At 41.7% G+C, this 20,923-nt stretch carries 36 protein-coding genes; 30 read left to right on the top strand and 6 right to left on the bottom strand.

What is annotated here, in order from left to right; genetic code table 11:
- Positions 1 to 289, top strand: a 289-nt coding sequence (locus PHC76_RS09830; protein WP_299969376.1) for a hypothetical protein, incomplete at its 5' end; no start/stop codon positions are given.
- Between the two features lie 3 nt (positions 290 to 292).
- Here PHC76_RS09830 and PHC76_RS09825 read toward each other — a convergent pair.
- Positions 293 to 520: a hypothetical protein gene (locus PHC76_RS09825; protein WP_299969378.1), complete on the bottom strand. Its 228-nt coding sequence runs from the start codon at positions 518 to 520 to the stop codon at positions 293 to 295.
- A 44-nt stretch (positions 521 to 564) separates the two neighbouring features.
- On the opposite strand from PHC76_RS09825, the gene PHC76_RS09820 reads away from it, so the two are divergent.
- Positions 565 to 1,428 carry a polysaccharide deacetylase family protein gene (locus PHC76_RS09820; RefSeq protein ID WP_299969380.1) on the top strand — a complete coding sequence of 288 codons (864 nt, stop codon included), beginning with the start codon at positions 565 to 567 and terminating at the stop codon, positions 1,426 to 1,428.
- Between the two features lie 64 nt (positions 1,429 to 1,492).
- Here PHC76_RS09820 and PHC76_RS09815 read toward each other — a convergent pair whose 3' ends face one another.
- Positions 1,493 to 2,041, bottom strand: coding sequence for a ribonuclease HII (locus PHC76_RS09815; protein ID WP_299969382.1), 549 nt, complete (start codon positions 2,039 to 2,041; stop codon positions 1,493 to 1,495).
- A 61-nt stretch (positions 2,042 to 2,102) separates the two neighbouring features.
- Between PHC76_RS09815 and PHC76_RS09810 the strand changes: the two genes are divergently transcribed.
- Together PHC76_RS09810 and PHC76_RS09805 are read left to right on the top strand one after the other, a co-directional pair.
- On the top strand, positions 2,103 to 2,780 hold the full coding sequence (locus tag PHC76_RS09810) for a TIGR04219 family outer membrane beta-barrel protein (protein WP_299969384.1): 678 nt from the start codon (positions 2,103 to 2,105) through the stop codon (positions 2,778 to 2,780).
- A gap of 215 nt (positions 2,781 to 2,995) precedes the next feature.
- Positions 2,996 to 4,003: a hypothetical protein gene (locus tag PHC76_RS09805; protein WP_299969386.1), complete on the top strand. Its 1,008-nt coding sequence runs from the start codon at positions 2,996 to 2,998 to the stop codon at positions 4,001 to 4,003.
- Positions 4,004 to 4,010: 7 nt separating this feature from the next.
- On the opposite strand, the gene PHC76_RS09800 is transcribed toward PHC76_RS09805, so the two are convergent.
- Positions 4,011 to 5,078 (bottom strand): ATP-binding protein, encoded by a 1,068-nt coding sequence (locus PHC76_RS09800; RefSeq protein WP_299969388.1) that lies wholly within the window; start codon positions 5,076 to 5,078, stop codon positions 4,011 to 4,013.
- 171 nt (positions 5,079 to 5,249) lie between these two features.
- Here PHC76_RS09800 and rpsJ point away from each other — a divergent pair, with 171 nt between their 5' ends.
- The 24 genes from rpsJ (at position 5,250) to PHC76_RS09680 (ending at position 16,570) form a co-directional block, all read left to right on the top strand.
- Positions 5,250 to 5,561, top strand: a complete 312-nt coding sequence (gene rpsJ / locus PHC76_RS09795) for a 30S ribosomal protein S10 (protein ID WP_037949692.1) — start codon at positions 5,250 to 5,252, stop codon at positions 5,559 to 5,561.
- Between the two features lie 9 nt (positions 5,562 to 5,570).
- Positions 5,571 to 6,146 carry a 50S ribosomal protein L3 gene (rplC, locus tag PHC76_RS09790; RefSeq protein ID WP_299969390.1) on the top strand — a complete coding sequence of 192 codons (576 nt, stop codon included), beginning with the start codon at positions 5,571 to 5,573 and terminating at the stop codon, positions 6,144 to 6,146.
- Positions 6,143 to 6,757: a 50S ribosomal protein L4 gene (gene rplD / locus PHC76_RS09785; protein ID WP_299969864.1), complete on the top strand. Its 615-nt coding sequence runs from the start codon at positions 6,143 to 6,145 to the stop codon at positions 6,755 to 6,757. The genes rplC and rplD overlap by 4 nt, the downstream gene beginning before the upstream one ends.
- Position 6,758: 1 nt before the next feature.
- Positions 6,759 to 7,040 carry a 50S ribosomal protein L23 gene (locus PHC76_RS09780; RefSeq protein ID WP_299969392.1) on the top strand — a complete coding sequence of 94 codons (282 nt, stop codon included), beginning with the start codon at positions 6,759 to 6,761 and terminating at the stop codon, positions 7,038 to 7,040.
- A gap of 2 nt (positions 7,041 to 7,042) precedes the next feature.
- A complete protein-coding gene (rplB, locus tag PHC76_RS09775; RefSeq protein WP_299969395.1) occupies positions 7,043 to 7,888 on the top strand; it encodes a 50S ribosomal protein L2 in 846 nt (281 codons plus the stop codon).
- Between the two features lie 2 nt (positions 7,889 to 7,890).
- Positions 7,891 to 8,172, top strand: coding sequence for a 30S ribosomal protein S19 (gene rpsS, locus PHC76_RS09770; protein WP_299969397.1), 282 nt, complete (start codon positions 7,891 to 7,893; stop codon positions 8,170 to 8,172).
- A 9-nt stretch (positions 8,173 to 8,181) separates the two neighbouring features.
- Positions 8,182 to 8,499, top strand: coding sequence for a 50S ribosomal protein L22 (gene rplV, locus PHC76_RS09765; protein WP_299969399.1), 318 nt, complete (start codon positions 8,182 to 8,184; stop codon positions 8,497 to 8,499).
- Positions 8,500 to 8,501: 2 nt separating this feature from the next.
- Positions 8,502 to 9,212, top strand: coding sequence for a 30S ribosomal protein S3 (gene rpsC / locus PHC76_RS09760; protein WP_299969401.1), 711 nt, complete (start codon positions 8,502 to 8,504; stop codon positions 9,210 to 9,212).
- A gap of 2 nt (positions 9,213 to 9,214) precedes the next feature.
- Complete coding sequence (gene rplP / locus PHC76_RS09755) at positions 9,215 to 9,640, top strand: 50S ribosomal protein L16 (RefSeq protein ID WP_299969403.1); 426 nt, start codon at positions 9,215 to 9,217, stop codon at positions 9,638 to 9,640.
- The gene (gene rpmC / locus PHC76_RS09750; protein WP_299969405.1) at positions 9,627 to 9,812 is read left to right on the top strand and encodes a 50S ribosomal protein L29; all 186 of its coding nucleotides are present in this window, start codon (positions 9,627 to 9,629) and stop codon (positions 9,810 to 9,812) included. Before rplP ends, rpmC begins: the two co-directional genes overlap by 14 nt.
- Before the next feature lie 10 nt (positions 9,813 to 9,822).
- Positions 9,823 to 10,077, top strand: coding sequence for a 30S ribosomal protein S17 (gene rpsQ, locus PHC76_RS09745; protein ID WP_299969408.1), 255 nt, complete (start codon positions 9,823 to 9,825; stop codon positions 10,075 to 10,077).
- Entirely contained in the window at positions 10,074 to 10,442 is a 369-nt protein-coding gene (gene rplN, locus PHC76_RS09740; protein WP_299969410.1) for a 50S ribosomal protein L14, read from the top strand. Before rpsQ ends, rplN begins: the two co-directional genes overlap by 4 nt.
- Complete coding sequence (gene rplX, locus PHC76_RS09735; protein ID WP_299969412.1) at positions 10,442 to 10,672, top strand: 50S ribosomal protein L24; 231 nt, start codon at positions 10,442 to 10,444, stop codon at positions 10,670 to 10,672. Before rplN ends, rplX begins: the two co-directional genes overlap by 1 nt.
- Before the next feature lie 2 nt (positions 10,673 to 10,674).
- Positions 10,675 to 11,220: a 50S ribosomal protein L5 gene (gene rplE / locus PHC76_RS09730; protein ID WP_299969414.1), complete on the top strand. Its 546-nt coding sequence runs from the start codon at positions 10,675 to 10,677 to the stop codon at positions 11,218 to 11,220.
- Positions 11,220 to 11,405: a type Z 30S ribosomal protein S14 gene (locus tag PHC76_RS09725; RefSeq protein WP_299969416.1), complete on the top strand. Its 186-nt coding sequence runs from the start codon at positions 11,220 to 11,222 to the stop codon at positions 11,403 to 11,405. Before rplE ends, PHC76_RS09725 begins: the two co-directional genes overlap by 1 nt.
- 46 nt (positions 11,406 to 11,451) lie before the next feature.
- Entirely contained in the window at positions 11,452 to 11,847 is a 396-nt protein-coding gene (rpsH, locus tag PHC76_RS09720; RefSeq protein WP_299969418.1) for a 30S ribosomal protein S8, read from the top strand.
- Positions 11,848 to 11,856: 9 nt separating this feature from the next.
- Positions 11,857 to 12,393 carry a 50S ribosomal protein L6 gene (rplF, locus tag PHC76_RS09715; RefSeq protein ID WP_299969420.1) on the top strand — a complete coding sequence of 179 codons (537 nt, stop codon included), beginning with the start codon at positions 11,857 to 11,859 and terminating at the stop codon, positions 12,391 to 12,393.
- An 11-nt stretch (positions 12,394 to 12,404) separates the two neighbouring features.
- A complete protein-coding gene (rplR, locus tag PHC76_RS09710) occupies positions 12,405 to 12,761 on the top strand; it encodes a 50S ribosomal protein L18 (protein ID WP_299969422.1) in 357 nt (118 codons plus the stop codon).
- Positions 12,762 to 12,770: 9 nt separating this feature from the next.
- Positions 12,771 to 13,214, top strand: a complete 444-nt coding sequence (gene rpsE / locus PHC76_RS09705; protein ID WP_299969424.1) for a 30S ribosomal protein S5 — start codon at positions 12,771 to 12,773, stop codon at positions 13,212 to 13,214.
- A gap of 3 nt (positions 13,215 to 13,217) precedes the next feature.
- Positions 13,218 to 13,616, top strand: coding sequence for a 50S ribosomal protein L15 (rplO, locus tag PHC76_RS09700; protein ID WP_299969426.1), 399 nt, complete (start codon positions 13,218 to 13,220; stop codon positions 13,614 to 13,616).
- On the top strand, positions 13,616 to 14,878 hold the full coding sequence (secY, locus tag PHC76_RS09695) for a preprotein translocase subunit SecY (RefSeq protein ID WP_299969428.1): 1,263 nt from the start codon (positions 13,616 to 13,618) through the stop codon (positions 14,876 to 14,878). Before rplO ends, secY begins: the two co-directional genes overlap by 1 nt.
- Positions 14,879 to 14,880: 2 nt before the next feature.
- Positions 14,881 to 15,639 (top strand): type I methionyl aminopeptidase, encoded by a 759-nt coding sequence (gene map, locus PHC76_RS09690; RefSeq protein WP_299969430.1) that lies wholly within the window; start codon positions 14,881 to 14,883, stop codon positions 15,637 to 15,639.
- A 9-nt stretch (positions 15,640 to 15,648) separates the two neighbouring features.
- Entirely contained in the window at positions 15,649 to 15,867 is a 219-nt protein-coding gene (infA, locus tag PHC76_RS09685; protein WP_299969432.1) for a translation initiation factor IF-1, read from the top strand.
- 61 nt (positions 15,868 to 15,928) lie between these two features.
- Complete coding sequence (locus tag PHC76_RS09680; protein WP_299969434.1) at positions 15,929 to 16,570, top strand: tetratricopeptide repeat protein; 642 nt, start codon at positions 15,929 to 15,931, stop codon at positions 16,568 to 16,570.
- A gap of 67 nt (positions 16,571 to 16,637) precedes the next feature.
- Here PHC76_RS09680 and PHC76_RS09675 read toward each other — a convergent pair whose 3' ends face one another.
- The 3 genes from PHC76_RS09675 to PHC76_RS09665 are packed head-to-tail and all read right to left on the bottom strand — an operon-like array spanning position 16,638 to position 18,028.
- Positions 16,638 to 16,952, bottom strand: coding sequence for a pyrimidine/purine nucleoside phosphorylase (locus PHC76_RS09675; RefSeq protein WP_299969436.1), 315 nt, complete (start codon positions 16,950 to 16,952; stop codon positions 16,638 to 16,640).
- 28 nt (positions 16,953 to 16,980) lie between these two features.
- Positions 16,981 to 17,199, bottom strand: a complete 219-nt coding sequence (locus tag PHC76_RS09670; protein ID WP_299969438.1) for a hypothetical protein — start codon at positions 17,197 to 17,199, stop codon at positions 16,981 to 16,983.
- Positions 17,189 to 18,028, bottom strand: a complete 840-nt coding sequence (locus PHC76_RS09665) for a S1-like domain-containing RNA-binding protein (RefSeq protein ID WP_299969440.1) — start codon at positions 18,026 to 18,028, stop codon at positions 17,189 to 17,191. Before PHC76_RS09665 ends, PHC76_RS09670 begins: the two co-directional genes overlap by 11 nt.
- 39 nt (positions 18,029 to 18,067) lie before the next feature.
- On the opposite strand from PHC76_RS09665, the gene PHC76_RS09660 reads away from it, so the two are divergent.
- On the top strand, positions 18,068 to 18,820 hold the full coding sequence (locus PHC76_RS09660) for an SDR family NAD(P)-dependent oxidoreductase (protein WP_299969442.1): 753 nt from the start codon (positions 18,068 to 18,070) through the stop codon (positions 18,818 to 18,820).
- A gap of 24 nt (positions 18,821 to 18,844) precedes the next feature.
- Entirely contained in the window at positions 18,845 to 20,920 is a 2,076-nt protein-coding gene (locus tag PHC76_RS09655; RefSeq protein ID WP_299969444.1) for a molybdopterin-dependent oxidoreductase, read from the top strand.
- The last annotated feature ends 3 nt before the right edge of the window (positions 20,921 to 20,923 follow it).

Genomic DNA, 20,923 nt, shown 5'->3' with positions numbered 1-20,923 from the left:
TGCCACTGCGAATGTTGATACTATTACTGACTTTAGCTCTACTGATGACACCATTCAATTAGAGAATTTAATATTTAAGAAACTCACAACAACAGGTGCACTCAATACTGCTTTCTTAAAAGCCAATACTACAGGAACAGCAACCGATGCTAATGACTATATCCTCTATAACACTACTACCGGAGCACTCAGCTATGATGCCGATGGTAATGGGGCAACCGCAGCGGTTCAGTTTGCTACCCTCACCGGACACCCAACGATTAGCGCAGCGGATTTTACGGTGGTTTAAGTATTAATCTTCCCTAAACTGACCCACTTTGCACCCACTTGGGGCGCTGGGTGGGTTGTCTCTCAAATAACACAAATCTTCATACGCTTGTTTGAGTACTTTACTCTCGCGCAAAAGCGGCAATATTTTCTCATCTTTTTCAGTAAGTGATAATGATTGATTGTAGAGGTGTGCTTTGACTTCGCTATCAACAGCGGCGAGGGCTGCTTCGAGATGGGTGAGTGAAACCATAAAAGTCCCTATTTTTTGAAGTGATTATAGCTATAATTTGTTCTATGAAGATTAATAATTTTTTGACTTTTGATATTGAAGAGTGGTTTCATGCTAACTACGAGGGGGTTGATACCACTCACTATGATACCCGCTCCACCAACCTCGAATCCAATGTAGACCGTTTAATCGATCTGTGTGCTGAGCAGGGTGTTCAATCGACCTGTTTTATTTTAGGGGATGTGGCAAAAGAGAAACCGCAGGTTGTTAAAAAACTCTTTGATGCAGGACATGAGATTGCGTCACACGGGAGTTCCCATAAGCTCGTCTATACGATGAGTCCCGAAGAGTTTCGAGTCGATTTGAAAAATTCTACCGACCTGTTGGAGCAAATTTGCGGAGAAAAAGTGGTGGGATTTCGTGCCCCTTCATGGTCGCTTAAGCGTGAAACGTTGCCGTGGTTTTATACGATATTGGCAGAAGAGGGGTTGAACTACTCCTCATCGATCTATCCGGCGAAACATTCGCTTTTTGGGATTCCCGATTTTCCGATGACACCGCACACCCCTACGTTAGAACCTGTTTTGGAGATACCCCAACATCTGATGAATCTCTTTGGGAATAAAGTGGGGTATGCCGGAGGGGGTTTTTTACGTTTTTTCCCGACGTGGTTGATAAAACACCAAATGAGTCGTGCCAATGCCCACGGCAAGTCGGTATTTCTCTATCTCCATCCCAGAGAGATCGATATCGATCAGCCCCGTTTAGCGCTTAACCGAATCGATGGTTATTTTCATTATCAAGGGATAGCGGGGTGCGAGGAAAAACTCTCTTCGCTAATCGAAAAGTTTCAACCAACGTTTATCCGCATGGATAAATACACATTAAAATCGCAAGGCGATTTGGGCATTCTGCCGAAGAAAACATAGTGTTAACGTAGTCAATCGGGACAAGTTCCGATGACGTTTTAATAATGATACTTGGATGAGTATGTTAAAAGAGCGCAGGCTGTAGAGCTTTGAGTTTAAAACTTTGTCGGTGGATTTCGCAATAGCCGTATTGGCGTATCGCTTCGATATGTTTCTTGCTTCCATACCCTTTATGAGCCTCAAAACCGTATTGGGGATAGAGGTGCGCTAGAGCATTCATCTCACGATCACGCGTCACTTTAGCGAGGATTGATGCCGCGCTGACTTCAGGTATGGTTGCATCGGCTTTTACCATCGTCCGAATCCCGCTTACGCCGAATTTTGAATTGCCATCATAGAGATAATCAGCTTCCCCGATGGCTTCCATAATCTCCTCTAACCCCATTGCAAGACACTTAGAGAGTCCGAGGTTATCGATTTGCTCTGCACTAAAGCGAGCTATATGGTGGGTTGAATATTTGATAATTTCATCAAAGAGCTGTTCCCGTTTTTTCTCTGAGAGCTTTTTAGAATCGTTTAATCCGACAACCTCACGATGTAAAATTACCCCTGCAATAGTGAGTGGTCCCGCCAACGGTCCACGCCCTGCTTCATCGATTCCGCATAATACCATCTCAATACACCCGTTTCTTTAGTATAATGGCATATTAGCATAGAAATAAAAAGGATCATTAATGAAAAAAGCATTACTTGTATTGTGTACGGGAAGCGTTATGGCATCGGCCTCCATGTTGCTCGGTTTTGGAGCTGAAGTGGATGGATATCTTCCTGAAGTGAATGGAAATTTTAGTTATACCGATAACGGTGTTACAACAACCACCCGTTTTAATGGTGATAGCACTAGTAAATATCAGCTAGGGCTTTATTTTGAACATCCGGTTCCGGTCATCCCAAATATCCGTGTTGATTTTACCCCTGAAACATCCTTCGTTGGGGATAATGTTGGGGGATTAGGAACCAATGCTGTTAAATTTTCTCAAATCGATACAACACTCTATTATGAAATCTTAGACAATATCGTTGATTTGGATGTGGGTCTAACAGGTAAAATTTTTAAGGGTGATGTGAGCGGTGCAGTAAATCAAAGTTTTAACGTTGTACTCCCTATGGGATACCTCGGTGCGGCAGTAAAAATCCCGACATTACCGATTCGTTTCGAGGGAGATGTTAAATACGCTGAGTACAGCGGTAATTCGATTCGAGATATGCGGATTAAAGCGGCATGGGAAGTTTTCGCCGGATTAGAAGCAGTTGCAGGGTATCGTTCGGAGACATTGGATATTAATGAAAAAGATATTGTCTCCAATATCACAATTAAAGGTCCATTCGTCGGTATCGGTTACCGTTTCTAATCACTCCTCTCCCCATACCCCTTGTAAAAAAGGTGCCATCTCTATCCTAAGTGATAAGAGAGGGTACTTTTCTAAATATACACTCTTCTCTAAATTTTGTATAAAATTGTTTTAAGATAATTGTGATAATATAAAAAAGTTTTATTTTGTGTTATAAATGTCTAATGGAGGAAATTTTGAAAAATCTTACTTTAATAGGGAGTAGTCTGTTTGTTATGATGACTTTACTCTTTAGTGGTTGTAATGAGGGGGAAAACTCAGCTCAGAACTCAGCAGTTGCAACAGAAACAGCAACAACACCAACAGGAAATGTTATTGATTCAAACGTCAGTGGATTGTCCTACGCGTGTCGTAAAGACACAGGCGAAATCGATACTAATGGGACAACGGGAAGTGGAGGGGAATTTTCCTATAATATAGGGGACACCTGTACGTTTACTATCGGTCATGTTGTGGTCGGAAGTGTTAAGATGGACAAAAATCAAGCCATCATTACACCGATGACATTGATGGGGATAAATGATATAAACGATATCAGTGTTACAAATTTGGCAATACTGTTGCAATCGCTCGATCAGGATGGAAATGCTTCGAACGGAATCGATCTCAATCATGTTGATCCATCGATTGGTGCAACTGAACATTTAGATCTTGTAACAGCAGATGAAAATAGTACATTTGAATATGCAAAAAAATATTTTACCGGAGCCAAAAAACTGACAGCAGAAGAGGCAAAAAATCATTTTAAATCGACTCTTTCAAAATTGGGGATTGCGCAAGGGCCATCAGGGGATACGTCAGAGAGTGTATTGACCTGCGATAGTTCGAAATTTCCTGTCGGGACTACTGTTGTCACCCCTACTAATGAGGATTGGCTTTTGTACACAGGAACCTATGCTGTAGATGAAATGCATCCGTTACCTCTTAATGATAACAATATGATCAGATTGTATGACTTCATGCTAGTTGAAAAAAGAATATCAGTAAGTACAACTGGACAACTTTTTTATAGTAGTACTACACCGACAGCTACAACTTCTGCATGTGTCAAAACCGATTCAGATGGCATAAAATGGTTAGTGTTTCACACAGAGAAAGGATATCTTGAATTTTCATATGTTCATCCAAATTATATTATAGGTACTGATAAAGGCACAGTTCGTGGAGTATCACCAATCAATGGGACGAATATTCTAGGGGAAAGATATCTTCTTCCATCTTAAGGCAATATCATTCTTCCCCCAACGCCCATTGTGAAAACGGAACCATCTCGATTTTTGCAATCGGGTGGGAGAGGACGTTTTCCAAATTCATGGTGACGACGATAACTTCTTTGACTTGATGCATGATAATAAATCCCTCGAGTGCTTCTACTTTTTTAAATAATGCGTGCTCGTTGGCAAATGCCGATGCTAGAACGATTTGATTTCTCTGCGGGAGATAAAAATCGATCCCTTCATCATAATAACACTCGATATCATGTTTTATCAGTTCTAAAAAAATCAAATTTTCAAACACTTTTCCAAAATGCTTTTGGAGGATGAGTGCATGTTTGATGGCAATATCACATAGATAGAGCTTTTTAATCGCGCTTGGGTGGTTGAATTTTTCACATCCATAAAGATAGTGTTTATCAAACAGTGATTGGAGATGGAGATAGAGTTTGTCTTTGGAGATTTTACGCTCACTTTTTAATCGCTCATAGAGGGTAAATGTCGAAACCTTTTGGGTAACCATCTTAGAGGCTTGTATCATAATCGATAGCTCTATGTCATTGAGGGTGCGAAATAACGTCTTTTGGATATACAAGGGACGATCTTCACTAGGTAAGCGGTGCATAGCGGGGAAACCCCCAAGTTGAAAAAAATGGTTGAGGGCGGAGGAATCGTAATATTTGGATTCAAACGCGAGAAACTCTTCGTAGTCGAGGAGGTGTAGGGAGAGTGTCTCAAAACTGCTTTGGTTGGACTCCTCAGAGGCGAGGATGATTTGCTCTAAATCAAAGAGCTTAATATTCGTGCGATAGTTATCAAGAGCCAAAATTTTAATCTTGTGCTCACGGCAAAAAGGTTCGAGATGTTCGTTGAGTTCATGAATCTCTAAACGGATATCACGGCAATCGAGGTAAAGATAGGTCGATTTTTTGTGCGAAAGGAGATAATTTTTGATTAAAGAGGTTTTTCCCGACTGTGCAATTCCCATAATCCATACACTCTCTTCATTCAGAGATGCTTTGCGCTCGATGAAATTGGGATTGTGTAAATCGTGTCGATAGTATTCATCTAATAAAGTGTTCATGTCAAAAATAATAACCTTAAAAATATAACTTCCTTATTAAAAGGAAACAAATTTAGGTAAAAATACAATTTTACCACTAAAATCATTGACCCACAGGGGGTATGTCGCTATAATTCCGCTTGCCTTATTATAGTCAGCATCGACTGACGAGTTCTTTATAGAGGAAAAATTATGGAAAAGATTCGTTTGAAACTTAGAGCGTACGATCATCGTGTACTTGATCGTTCAGTAGCCTCTATCGTTGAAGCCGTAAAGCGTACAGGTGCGGAAATCCGTGGCCCAATCCCTTTGCCAACCAAGATTCGTAAGTATACGGTTCTTAAATCACCGCACGTAAACAAAAGTTCACGTGAGCAATTTGAGATTCGTATGCACGCACGTTTGATCGACATCGTATCGGCTACGCCTGATACTGTTGATTCATTAATGAAGCTTGACTTGGCTCCGGAAGTGGACGTAGAAGTTCGCTCTATGGACAAGTAAGGAGTGGGTATGGAATACATTGTAGAAAAAATCGGTATGAGCCGAACAATCGGTGCAAACAGCCAAGCAGTAACTCTTTTAAAAGTTAAAGAGATGAAAGTTTGTTCTGTAAACGATGGTGTTGCTCTTGTAGCATACGCTCAAGGTAAAGCATCAAACAAAGCAATTTCTGGTCAGCAAAAAAAGTATAACCTTACTGCTGAATTCAACAAATTCGCTACGTTAGATGTTGCAAACACAGAAGCAGGTGATTTGGATATGGCACCTTTGGCAGAAGCAAAATCTGTTAAAAGCGTATTCAACACTAAAGGTCGCGGGTTTACCGGTGTTATGAAACGCTGGAACTTCGCTGGAGGTCCGGGTGCTCACGGTCACCGTTTTCACCGTACTGGTGGATCTATCGGTAACCGCGAATGGCCAGGTAAAGTCCAAAAAGGGCGCAAAATGTCTGGTCAATACGGTAACGAGCAAGTAACCGTAAAAAATGATGTTATGTCATTTGACGCACAAAACGGTGTATTGGTTGTTGTAGGATCTGTTCCTGGAGCAAACGGTGCGCTAGGTCGAGTAAAGGTAGTTAAATAATGAGCGCGATTGTATTGAACGAAAAATTCGAAAAAGCCTCTGAATTGGCATTGCCTGAGAGCTTTAGCGGTATTAACCCACACAACCTCTATTTGTACGTTAAATCGTACCAAGCGAGTATCCGTTCTAACACGGCGTCAGCGAAAACTCGCTCGACGATCAGTGGTGGTGGTAAAAAACCATGGGCACAAAAAGGTAAAGGTGGCGCACGTGCTGGTTCACGTCGTTCACCAATTTTCGTTGGTGGTGCGATCGCACACGGACCAAACACTGGCCGTAACTACGATCAAAAAATCAACAAAAAGCAAAAGAAACTTGCACTTAAATGTGCATTGGATGCTTTGGCAACTGCAGGGAAATTGTTCATCGTTGATTCGATCGAAGTTCCAAGCGGTAAAACAAAAGATGCAAAAGCGTTGTTCAACACGTTGAACGTTCGCGATGCATTGTTGGTAAAACAAATTCTTGATGAGAATACTTATCTTGCATTCCGTAACATTGCTTCTACATACGTTGTAGAAGAGAATGAACTCAACGCCTTCTTGGCTGCGACATACCGTTCGGTGGTTATCGAAAAAGCGGTATGGGAAAATCTGACAAAAGAGAGTTGAGATGGCAGATATTACTGATATCAAATCGATCCTGTATACAGAGAAGACTTTAGGTCTTCAAGAAGAGGGTGTAATCGTTGTTCAAACGTCTCCACGTATGACAAAGAACGCTCTTAAAGAGGTGTTTAGAGAGTATTTCGGAATCGTTCCGGCTCGCGTTAACTCACTAAACCAAGACGGAAAAGTAAAACGTTTCCGTGGTCTTACTGGTAAGCAAAATGACTTTAAAAAGTTTTATGTGAAGCTTCCAGAAGGCGCACAAATCGATAGTTTGGCGGTGTAATTATGGCAATCAAAACCTATAAACCAACTACTCCTAGCCGTCGTTTTATGACGAACATTGATAACTCGGACATCACTGCAAAAGCAAGTGTTCGTGCATTGTTGACAAAACTTCCTTCACATGCAGGTCGTAACAGCAATGGTCGTATCACGTCACGTCATAAAGAAGCGGGAGCGAAAAAACTTTACCGTATTATCGATTTCAAACGTAACAAATTTGGTGTTCCAGGTACAGTAGCTGCGATCGAATACGATCCATACCGTAACTGTCGTATTGCTCTTGTTAACTATGCTGATGGTGATAAACGTTATGTTCTTCAACCAAAAGGGTTGGTAGTCGGTGATGTTATCACTGCTGCTGAGAGCGGTTTGGATATTAAATCTGGTAACGCTATGAAATTGATGAACATCCCTGTAGGGACAACGGTTCATAACGTTGAGCTTAAACCTGGCAAAGGTGGACAAATCGTCCGTTCAGCCGGAACTTCTGCTCAAATCATGGGTCGTGAAGGGAAATATGTTTCACTTCGTCTTCCATCAAGTGAAATGCGTTACATTCTTGGTGAATGTATGGCAACTATCGGTAGCGTTGGTAACGAAGAGTATATCAACATCGTTATCGGTAAAGCCGGTCGTTCACGTTACATGGGTATCCGCCCACAAACTCGTGGTTCTGCGATGAACCCTATCGATCACCCGCACGGTGGTGGTGAAGGTAAAACAAACTCAGGACGTCACCCGGTTACTCCATGGGGTAAACCAACTAAAGGTGCTAAAACACGTCATAAGAAAGCAAGTGATAAATTGATTATTACTCGCCGTAAACCAAATGCTAAAAGGGTAGGCTAATCATGGCTAGATCAGTAAAAAAAGGACCATTCGTTGATGGACACCTTATGAAAAAAGTGATTGCTGCCAAAGAGACAAAAAGCAACAAACCTATCAAAACTTGGTCACGCCGTAGCATGATCTTGCCAGATATGATTGGTTTGACGTTCACTGTTCACAATGGCCGTCAGTTTGTACCGGTTTTCGTAACAGAAAACCACGTTGGTTACAAACTTGGTGAATTCGCACCAACACGTACGTTTAAGGGCCATAAAGGTTCTGTACAAAAGAAAATCGGGAAATAAGGAAGAGATATGGCAAGAGCATTATTAAAATTCGTTCGCGTATCTCCGACTAAATCTCGTTTGATCGCTCGCGAAGTTCAAGGTATGAACGCAGAGCAAGCTATGGCTGCGTTGGAGTTCACTCCAAATAAAGCGGCAAAAATCATCGCTAAAGTGGTTGCATCAGCAGTAGCTAACAGCGGTAGTGAAGCGGAAGATTGTATCATCAAATCATGCCGCGTTGACAATGGACCGGTGTTGAAGCGTTTTACGCAACGTGCACGTGGTACAGCGTCAGGAATCCGCAAACCGACTGCGCACATTTTAGTAGAAGTAGAGGGTAAATAATTATGGGTCATAAAGTTAATCCTATCGGACTTCGTCTTGGTATCAACCGTAACTGGGAATCTCGTTGGTTCCCTAACTTTAAAACGGCTGCTACTTCATTGGGCGAAGATCACAAAATCCGTACCTATTTGAAAAAAGAGCTCTACTACGCGGGTGTTAGCAATATCGTTATCGAACGTACTGCAAAACGCCTTCGTGTTACTATCATTGCAGCACGTCCTGGTATCATCATCGGGAAAAAAGGTTCTGATATTGAAAAAATCAAAGATTCTTTGAACAAACTTATCGGTAAACCTGTTGCATTGAACATCAAAGAAGAGAAAAAAGCACAAGCTTCTGCACAACTCGTTGCAGAAAACGTTGCTACTCAACTTGAAAAACGTGTTGCTTTCCGCCGCGCGATGAAAAAAGTTATGCAAAATGCACAACGTGCAGGAGCTAAAGGTATTAAAGTTTCAGTAGCAGGTCGTCTTGGCGGTGCTGAGATTGCTCGTACTGAGTGGTACCTTGAAGGTCGCGTACCGTTGCATACGCTTCGTGCAAAAATCGATTACGGTTTTGCTGAAGCACACACTACTTACGGTGTAATCGGTATCAAAGTTTGGATTTTCAAAGGTGAGGTTCTCACTAAAGGTATCCAACCAGAAGCAAAAGAATCTAAAGAAGAGGGTCGTGATGAAAAACCACGTCGTCCTCGTCGAAAGGCTGACTAATCATGTTGATGCCAAAGCGTACGAAATATCGTAAAATGATGAAAGGGCGTAACCGTGGTTACGCTACTGCCGGAAACAAACTTGAGTTTGGTTCTATCGGATTTAAAGCAACGGAAGCGGGACGTATTAACTCTCGCCAAATCGAAGCGGCTCGTATCTCAGCTACTCGTCACATTAAACGTAACGGTAAAATCTGGATTCGTGTTTTCCCAGCTAAACCTTTGACTGCCAAACCACTTGAAGTGCGTATGGGTAAAGGTAAAGGTTCTGTGGATCAATGGGTTATGAACATCAAACCTGGCCGTATTATTTTTGAAATGGGCGGCGTTGAAGAAGGTCTTGCTCGTGAAGCGTTAGCGCTTGCGATGCAAAAACTCCCATTCAAAACAAAAATTGTGACTGCGGAGATGAGCAATGAAATATACTGATTTAAACGGTAAAACCGCTGCTGAACTTCAAAGTGCGCTCAAAGAGAAAAAGATTGAGCTTTTCACTTTGAAAATCAAGCAAAAAATGATGCAATTGACTAACACGAGCGAACTTCGCACGGCGAAAAAAGACATTGCACGTATCAACACCGCGCTTAGCGCAGTGAAGTAAGGGTGAACCTATGACACATAAACGTGAAATTCAAGGTATCGTAGTAACTAACGGGGCGGATAAATCAGCAACTATTCTTGTTGAGCGTCGCGTTATGCACCCACGTTACCATAAAACGGTAAAACGTTTCAAAAAATACATGATTCATGACGAAAACAACCAATTAAACATTGGTGATTTGGTTATCGCAATCGAGTGCCGTCCGCTTAGTAAAAGCAAATCATTCCGTCTTAAATCTCTTGTAAAAGCAGGAGTAAGCGCATGATTCAAAGTTTTACGCGTCTAGCAGTAGCAGACAACACTGGTGCAAAAGAGATCATGTGTATTAAAGTTCTTGGCGGTTCAAAACGTCGTTATGCAACTGTAGGTGATGTTATCATCGCTTCTGTTAAAAAAGCGACTCCAACCGGTAAAGTAAAAAAAGGTCAAGTAGTAAAAGCTGTAGTTGTTCGTACCAAAAAAGAGATTCACCGTGAAAACGGTTCGTTGATCCGTTTTGACGAAAACGCAGGGGTTATCCTTGATAAAAAAAGTGAGCCGGTTGGTACACGTATTTTCGGACCTATCGGACGTGAAGTTCGTTATGCTGGTTTCATGAAAATCGTATCTCTCGCTCCAGAGGTTGTATGATGGCAAAATTTAATTTCAAAAAAGGCGACATTGTTGAAGTGATCGCCGGTGATGACAAAGGTACAAAAGCAGAATTGCTTGCGGTTATGCCTAAGAAAAACAAAGTAATCGTTAAGGGTGTTCGCATTGCTAAAAAAGCGATCAAACCTACCGAGCAAAATCCACAAGGCGGATTCTTGAGTAAAGAGATGCCTGTTGATGTATCAAATGTCCGTAAAGTTGAGGCGTAATCATGGCACGACTAAAAGATAAATATTTGGCTCTTAAGCCTGAGCTTCAAGCGGCTCTTGGTATTGCTAACCCAATGCAGACTCCAAAACTTGAAAAAGTAGTGATCTCTGTTGGTTGTGGCTTTGCTATGAAAGATAACAAATTGATTCAAAGTATCCAAGATACAATCAGTAACATTGCTGGTCAACGCGCATCCGTTGTTGTTGCTCGTAAATCAGTAGCTGGTTTTAAAGTACGTGAAGGGATGCCGGTTGGTGTAAAAGTTACACTACGCGGTGCTCAAATGTACGATTTCATGGATAAATTGATTTCTGTATCTCTTCCTCGTATGAAAGACTTCCGTGGTATTCCACGTAACGGTTTCGACGGTCGCGGAAACTACAACTTCGGTTTGACTGAGCAGTTGATTTTCCCAGAAGTTGATTACGATTCAATTATGCAAATCCACGGGATGAACATCACCGTAGTAACAAACGCAACTGCTGACAAGGACGCTTTCAAGCTTCTTGAGATGATCGGTATGCCGTTTGCAAAAGGGAGAGAATAATGGCTAAGAAGTCAATGATTGCTAAACAACAACGTACTCCAAAGTACGCTGTTCGTGCGTATACTCGTTGTCAGATTTGTGGTCGTCCACACTCTGTTATCAGCGATTTCGGAATTTGTCGCGTTTGCTTTCGTAAAATGGCAAACGAAGGGTTACTCCCAGGCGTTAGAAAGTCTTCTTGGTAATTTTACCAAGGTGAAACTCCTAATTGTTAGATATTAAGGAAAATAAATGATTAATGATTTGATCGCGGATTCGTTGACTCGTATCCGTAATGCGGCTATGCGTCGTCTTGATTCAACAACGCTTATGCATTCTAAAACAGTAGAAGCAGTTGTTGCTATTTTGGCAGACAAAGGGTATATTGAAAGTTTCAACGTTGTCGAAGACGGCGTTAAAAAAACAATCAACGTAGTGTTAAAGTACGATGCAAACGGTCGTACTGTAATTAATGAAGTAAAACGTGTTTCTAAATCAGGACGACGTGTTTACAAAGGCAAAGACGAACTTAAACGTTTTAAAAACGGTTATGGTACGATCATCGTCAGTAGTTCAAAAGGGGTTCTTCCTAACGACAAAGCATTCGAGCTTGGCGTTGGTGGTGAAGTCCTTTGTACAATTTGGTAAGGAGATAAGATGTCACGTATTGGAAAACTTCCTCTTGTCATCCCAGCTGATGTAACAGTAACTCTTGATGGTGCAGTAATCACATTTGTAAAAGGGTCTACGACTCAAGTTCTTGATACTCGCGGAAACTGTGGTGTAACATTCGAAGATAACGCTTTGACTTTCGCTACTAACTCTGACGCTCGTCAAGATCGTGCATTTTGGGGTACGTATCGCGCACTTGCAGCAAATATCGTTACCGGTTTGACAACAGGTTTTGAGAAAAAACTTGAAATCAACGGTGTTGGTTACCGTGCTGCTGTTGATGGTAGTGTTTTGAAACTTCAACTCGGATTCAGCCATGATATCAACTACGATATCCCAGCGGGTGTTGCGATTGCAGTTGAGAAAAACGTTATTAGCATCAAAGGTGCCGATAAACAACAAATTGGACAAATTGCAGCTGAAATTCGTTCATTCCGTCCACCTGAGCCGTACAAAGGTAAAGGTGTTAAATATTCTGATGAGACTATCCTGCGTAAAGCCGGTAAGACATCTAAGAAATAAGGAGCGATGATATGACAGGTAAAACACTTAAAATTAAAGCGGCAAAACGTTTGCAACGTAAACGCCGTATTCGCTCTAAAATTTCAGGATGCGCGACATTGCCACGTATCTCAGTATTTCGCTCTAACCGCTTTATTAGCGCACAAGCGATCAACGACGAGCAAGGGGTAACTCTTGCAAGCGTTCACTCAAAAACTTTGGGTCTTAAAGCAAATATCGAAAGCGCTCAAAAAGCAGCTGAAGTATTTGCAAAAAACCTTAAAGAAGCTGGTATCAATGAAGTTACGTTTGATCGTAACGGATTTTTGTATCACGGCGTAGTAAAAGCGTTTGCCGAATCACTTCGTGCAAATGAAATTAAGTTTTAAGGTCAGATGATGAATCCTATTAACAGAGAAGAATTTTCAGAATCGATCGTAAACATCGGTCGTGTAACCAAAGTTGTAAAAGGTGGACGTCGTTTTCGTTTTACTGCACTTGTGGTTGTAGGTAATAAAAAAGGTACTGTTGGTTACGGTGTCGGTAAAGCTAAAGAGGTTCCGGACGCTATCCGTAAAGCGGTTGATGAAGCGTTCAAAAATCTTACAGAAGTTAAGATCAAAGGGACAACTATCGCTCACGATATCGAAGTAAAATACAACGCAAGTCGTATGTTGCTTAAACCAGCATCTGAAGGGACAGGGGTCATCGCCGGTGGTGCTGCTCGTCCTGTTCTTGAGCTTGCTGGTATCCAAGACATCTTGACGAAGTCTTTGGGTTCAAACAATCCAAACACCGTTGTTCGTGCAACAGTTGATGCACTTTCACGTATCAAAGGATAAGGTATGGCACTCGAAAATTTAACCCCTGCTGAGGGGTCAACCCACAACACAAAACGTCTTGGCCGTGGTCAAGGTAGTGGACAAGGTAAAACAGCGGGTAAAGGTCACAAAGGTCAAAAAGCTCGTAAAGGTTACAATGAAAAACGTAACTTTGAGGGTGGACAACAACCACTTGCTCGCCGTTTGCCAAAAATCGGTTTCCAATCTCGTGTTGTAAAACCGACAATTATCAACGTTGAAAAAGTGAAAGAGATTGCAACGCTTTCTGAAATCACTATGGAAACAATCCGCAGCGTACACCGTTTGAAAAAATCGGTCACTCAAGTTAAACTTGTAGGTGCAAGCGCTAAAGATTATGCATCAAAAATTAAAGACGAAAACGTTACAACCACTGGTAACTAATGAACCAGCAACTTGTAAACAAGATCTTAATTACGATCGGTTTTCTTTTTATCTACCGACTATTGGCATACGTGCCAGTACCGGGTGTTGACACAGCCGTTATTGCTTCATTTTTTAACTCTCATCAAGCTGACGCGTTAGGTCTATTTAATATGTTTAGCGGTAAAGCCGTAGAACGCTTCTCTATTATCTCTCTTGGTATTATGCCCTACATCACCGCCTCAATTATTATGGAATTATTAGCAGCCACTTTCCCAACTTTAGCGCAAATGAAAAAAGAGCGTGATGGTATGGTTAAATACATGCAAATTATCCGTTATGCAACCATTGCGATTACGATTGTCCAAGCTATCGGTGTGAGTGTTGGATTGCAACATATGGGCGGTAAAGATGGTACAAGTGCTATTTTGGTCGATCATCAAACGTTTGTGATCCTTGCCGTTGTTTCGATGTTGGCGGGGACCATGTTGTTGATGTGGATTGGTGAGCAAATCACCCAAAGCGGTATCGGTAATGGTGTCTCTTTGATTATCTTTGCAGGGATTGTCTCAGCTATTCCAAGTGCTATCGGACATATGATTACGATGGTAAATACAGGAGCAATGAGCTTTTTAGTTGTATTAGCTATTTTTGCATTAGTTGTCGCGACGGTGTTGGTTATCATTTACGTTGAGCTCGGTGAGCGTCGTATTCCGGTAACCTATGCGAAAAAGACGATGTTACAAAATCAAAACAAACGGGTTATGAACTATATTCCGGTTAAAGTGAATCTATCAGGGGTTATTCCGGTTATTTTTGCTTCAGCAATTTTGATGTTTCCGATGACGGTTCTCTCTAGCAGTACGAATCCAACGATTCAAGCAATTGCGGATGTTTTGAATCCAAATCACTATTTCTTTAACTTTTTACAGTTTATGTTTATCGCGTTCTTTGCATTTTTCTATGCTTCTATTGTATTTAATGCTAAAGATATTTCCGATAACCTCAAACGTCAAGGTGGATTTATCCCCGGTATTCGCCCCGGTGAATCAACCAAAGAGTTTTTGAACGATACGGCAGGGCGTTTGACCATTACAGGTGCAATCTATCTCGGTCTTATCGCAACATTGCCATGGGTTGTTGTGAAAGCGATGGGTGTACCGTTCTTCTTTGGTGGTACTGCCGTTCTTATCGTGGTTCAAGTAGCACTCGATACAATGCGTCGTGTCGAAGCACAAGTGTATACCAGTAAATATCAAACTCTTAGTGCGGTTGGCCTTTAATCATGGCGATTGCACTTCGCAAAAACGACGAAATAGCCAAACTCCGTGAAGCGAATAAAATCGTTGCAGGGACGTTGGAGCTTTTACGTGAAAATGCAAAAGTGGGAGTTTCATTAAAAGAGTTGGATGCTATGGGTGAGGAGTATATCCGCAGTCATAACGCCAAACCCTCTTTTAAAGGGCTCTACGGATTCCCAAGTGCTGTGTGTACCTCACTCAATAACGTTATTATTCACGGTATCCCAACAGACTATCGGCTTCAAGAGGGGGACATCATCGGTTTTGATGTCGGAACTCAAAAAAGCGGATATTTCGGAGATGCTGCGATAACAGTCGGAGTGGGTCAAATCAGTGCTGAGGATGAAGCATTGATCGCGTGTGCAAAAGATACGTTGTATTACGCGATTGATATCATCAAAGATGGGATGCGCTTTAAAGAGCTCTCATTCGAGATGGAAAAATTTATCCTCTCTCGCGGCTATGTACCGTTACGCAATTTTTGCGGACACGGCATCGGTAAAAAGCCTCATGAAGAGCCTGAAATTCCTAACTATCTTGATGGTGGGAATGCGAAAGCGGGGCCAAAGATTAAAAACGGAATGGTTTTTTGTCTTGAGCCGATGATTTGTCAAAAAGAGGGTGCATCCAAAATCATGACCAATGGTTGGGATGTGGTAAGTGTAGATGAGCTAAGAGGCTCTCATTACGAGCATACGGTTGCGATTATCAACGGTAGAGCTGAAATATTATCAATCATATAAAGGGATTTTATGGCAAAAGATGATGTCATCGAAGTTGATGGAAAGATTGTTGAAGCACTACCGAACGCAACGTTTCGTGTGGAGCTTCCGAACGGGCATGTGATTTTATGTCACATTGCCGGCAAAATGCGTATGCACTATATCAAGATTCTTCCGGGGGATACGGTAAAACTCGAATTGACCCCTTATAGTCTTGATAAAGGGCGTATCACTTATCGCTATAAATAACTATTTTTGCTCCTCTTTTGGGGAGACAGAAATAATAATTTTTTGATAAAGGGTCGAATTTATGAAAAAATTATTACTCTGCACTCTTTTAGTTTTATCCACTTTAAATGCATCCTCCTCTCAACCCTCTTTTTCGACTACCTACACGGAAGCAGTTCGTGGAAATATAGAAGCACAATATGCTTGCGGTGTGATGTATGAGCAAGGTATTGGAACGGATATCAATCACTCAATGGCAGTGCAGTGGTATGAAAAAGCAGCCATACAGGGGCACAAAGATGCTCAATTTAATCTAGGCATCATGTATATCAGTGGCAGAGGTGTTGAGCAAAACATTTCACTTGCAATGATGTGGTTTGCATCAGCTGCAAAGCAAGGCGATAGCGAAGCACGTAAATTATTACTGGGTATTATCGATAACAAATACGAAAAAAAAATAAAATCATCGTTAGAATCACAATCTTGTAGTGGTAAATTGATCAAACCTATCCGATTTGATATAAAAGAGGGTGGAAAAATATGCACTAAACCTGATTCTGCATCGCAGTGCAAATCTGTTGAAAAAACAAAAATCAGTTATACCAGTAATATTCAAGAGAAAAATTTTTATAAACTTACGGGAATCGTTGTACCAGGAAAAGGGTGGAAAGATTATATCGGTGAGGGGTGGATTGAGGAAGATAGTATCGAAATTCGACACTAAGTAGCCTCTTAGAATATAAAAAAATAGTTGGATTCCGTATCAAGTACGGAATGACGTGAGTAAAGTGTTATTTGACAAAACTACAGCAATAATCACTCACTGATTTAACTTTGAGATGAAAAGCACTGTTAGCAGGAACGTCAAAACTTTGAGGACCTGTAATCATAACCCACTCCTCAGATCCCGGAAGCTGAACCTCCATTTCGCCACTCATGATCTCCATGATTTCAGCATCAGCAGTGTTAAAGGTATATTCGCCCGGTAACATGATTCCTAGAGTTTTGATACTTCCATCTTCAAAACGGAGTGTTCGACTAGTAACATTTCCCTCAAAATAGATATTTGCTTTTTTATCAGCGGTAACGTTGGTAAATTGTGACATAGAATTCTCCTAAAAAATATTGGCGCAATTATAGCGGATTGATCTCTTTTTTGATTTTTTTAGGGAGATGAGCAAATGGAAAATCGGTGACGATTTTGGTTTCATCACCCTCTTTGATCTCTACTTCTAAATCCATAGAGGCTCGTTTCATAGAAATCAGTGTGATGGTTCGATCCCCCTCAGTGTATGAAATTTTACGAGGACGAAGTTGAATGATGGCATTGTTCTTGAGTGGTCTATATCCCATAAATTCCATTCTCCTTGATAGTTATTTTTTTTGACTCACTCAGTTTAGTGAGAGCGGCTTTAAAATTCTTTTTACTCATTCCAAATGTTTTTTGGATAAGGTCAGGGTCACTTTTGGAGTTATAGGGAAGCATCCCCCCATTTTTTTCTAAAAGCTCTAGTATCTTTTCACCTGCATCGTCTGATTTTGCTTTGCCGATTTTTTGCAATGAGAGATCGAGTTTACCATCGTCACGGCGAAGCTTTACAAATCCATTTTTGATTTGTCCCGAGTGTACTTTTTCAAATACCTCATTGGCATAAATCATCCCCTCGTATTTATCATCCACAATCGCTTTGTATCCCATGGGAGTTTTAGCAATAATCATAAATTCAACAGGGGTGTTGGGGTAAAAATCTCTAGGGGCCTCTATGAGTGCTTGAGAGATTTTTTCGGTTCCCACCAGACGGTTTGTTAGCTCATCTAAGATAACACGGACGATACGTTTTTCTCCCACTTTGAAAGGGACTTTTTGCATCACACGCGGGACAAAGAGATCTTTGGGCAATCCCCAATCGACAAATGCGCCAATAGCGGTAGTATCCACTACTTCGACAAAGGCGAGTTGATTGACCATCGCTTTTGGCATTACGGTACTGGCTACTGGGCGATCTTCGCTGTCGGTGTACACAAATACGTCGATGGTATCGCCGATGTGCATTGTGTCTGTGACGTATTGGTTGGGCAATAAAATATCGCTCTCATCCAGTGCTCGTAAAAAAAGCCCCGGTGTTGTATCTCTATCGATAGTGAGGATATTTATTTCCCCGATTTTTAATGTTTCATTCATGGGTATAATTATATCGACTATTTGCTTGAGAGAGAAAAAATGAGAATTATAATTACAGGTGCTAGTAGTGGATTAGGCGAGGCGTTGGCTTTGCACTATGCAACAAATGAAAATAGATTGGTGTTAATAGCCCGCAGAGAAGATCGTCTCGCTACAGTAGCACAACGGTGTCGAGACAGAGGTTCCGAGGTTGAGACGATAGTTGCTGATGTTAATGATTTTGAGCGCATGAGAGTGATTGGGAATTATTTGGGTGAACAACCGATTGACCGAATCATCCTCAATGCGGGAGTATCGGTCGGTCACGGTGGGGGTGTTACGCCGTTTGAGGATTTTCATCGTGTTTTTAAAACCAATTTTTTGAGTGTTCATGCGCTGTTGGAACCGATAATCCCAAAGCTGATAGAGCAGCGTTTTGGGGAGATTGTTTTTATCTCTTCTCTCGCATCGCTTTTTAGTATGCCCACCTCCATCGCTTATAGCAGTTCCAAGCGGGCACTTAATGCGTATGCAGAAGGGTTACATTATCAGTTAAAACCATACGGTATTACCATTATGACCATCATGCCCGGATTTATCGATTCAGAGATGACGCAGAAGAATCGTTTTAAAATGCCATTTTTGTTGTCAACGGACAAAGGGATAGAGCGGATTACCCATGCGATTGAACGAAAAAAAATACGCTACGCTTTCCCTTTTAGATTTAGCTTAATGATTCGAATTCTTACGTTACTTCCACAACCCTTAAGAGACAAAATTGTACACTTTCTTAATTTTAAAAAGGGTGCATAACCCGTACTATCAAGGAAATATCCGATGATTATCGACAGCGTTTGTACCTATTGCGGTGTAGGATGCGATATTTCTGCTGAGGTAGAAGACAACAAAATCCAAAAAATTTCTGCCAAAGAGGAGGGGACGGTCTCTCAAGGACGCCTCTGCATCAAAGGAAAACAGGGATGGGATTTTGTTACTCACCCCAAACGGCTCCGTAATGCCCGTGTCCGAAAATCGTTTTTAGCCAAAAATAGTGCCCTTTTCGCCGATTTGGATATGGATTATCTCGAACCCGTCGATCACGATTTTTATGAGATCAGCTATGAGAGTGCGTATGAGCTGGTTGCCCGTAAGCTCCGCTCTATCACTGATGAGTTTGGAGCACACAGTTTTGCCGCTATCGGCGGAGCGCGGACGAGTTGTGAAGGCTCGTATCTGTTCCAACATTTTACCCGTCATGTTGTCGGCTCTCCCCATGTCGATAACTGCGCGCGCGTGTGCCACTCACCGTCGCTCAAAGGGATGCGTACGACCATCGGTGAAGGGGCGATGACTAATCCGTTTGACGATATTTATGAGACGGAATATATGGTGGTTATGGGAAGCAATACCACTGAGGGGCATCCCATCGTCGCTAACCGTATGCTCGATGTGATAAAACAAAAAGAGATTGAGCTTGCCGTTTTGGACGTGCGCCGTATACAGCTCTCGAAATCGGCGACGCACCATTTGAGTATCCCTTATGAAGCCAATTTGATGATTCTCAATATGATGGCGTATGTCATACTTTCTGAGAATTTGGTGAATACCGAATTTGTTAATACACGAACCAAAGGGTATGAGGAGTATAAAGACTCAATCTTGAATGATCCGTACGCCAATCCTGAATATCTTCTACAGATTCCAGGGTATGAATCGTTGGTTGAGGAGATCCGCACGGTTGCCCGCAAATACGCAACACGCAAAAGCCTCTTTTTCTGGGGCTTAGGGATTACCGAACATTTGGACGGATCGTATGCGGTGATGGCAATTACTCATCTCGCAATGCTTACCGGAAATATCGGTAAACGTGGGGCAGGGCTTATGCCTTTACGTGGTCAAAATAACGTTCAGGGGACCTGCGATGTGGGAATGTTGCCTTACTACGCTCCCGATTATCAACCCCCTAAAGAGATAGGGATGATGACTCCCGATTTGATCAATGCAATGGTGGAGGGAAAGATTAAAGCCCTCTATAACATCAGCGAAGATATCGCCCATATCCATCCGAACCAAACCAAAATTCATACGGCATTGGAAAATTTGGATTTATTGGTGGTGAATGAGCTCTTTAATAATGAGATTACGAAATTTGCCGACATTATTTTCGGGGTAAAAAGTGCTTACGAGAAAACGGGTGTTTATGTGAATGCGGAGCGACGTCTCCATCTCTCTCAACCGCTTGTTAATGTCACGATGCCTGATGATTGGGAAGTTATTGCCGAAATATCGAAGCGATATGGTACGGATCTTGGGTTTAAAACCTCTCGTGATGTGTGGGAAGCGGTCAGGGTGGATGCACCTATCCGTTTTGGAGGAGCGAGTTATGAAAAGCTTGAAGTCAATCGCTTGCGGGGATTGCAATGGCCGGTACAAGAAGAGGATTTACCGGTGTTACACATCGATACATTCCGTACCAAAGATGGATTTGGGACGTTTCATTATCATCAATATACTCCACGCGGTCAAGTTGAAGAGTTGCTCAATAGACAAACACATGAGGGGTATTATCTCACCACAGGGCGTATTTTAGTTCATTACAACAATGCCGCACAAACTAAAGCATGCGATAAATTGAACCGTTCCCATAGTGAAGATACATTGCTGGTGAGTGTTGAAGATGAAGATTTTTTTGAGTACAAAGACTTTGTAGTTCTTCGCAGTGAGTATGGACAAAGTGCACCATTGAGGGTAAAAGTGAGTTCTACTATTAAGAAAGGGACACTCTTTACCACATTTCATCATGCACAAAGTAACATCAATTTTCTCTTTGGCGATGAATCGGATGAGCTGATTAAGACAGCCCGCTTTAAATCGATTAAAGTGGATATTATTAAACCCGATTATTTGGATTAAGTC

The sequence above is a fragment of the Sulfuricurvum sp. genome (assembly GCF_028710345.1).
GTDB lineage: Bacteria > Campylobacterota > Campylobacteria > Campylobacterales > Sulfurimonadaceae > Sulfuricurvum.
This window is presented reverse-complemented; position numbering and strand designations above follow the sequence as displayed.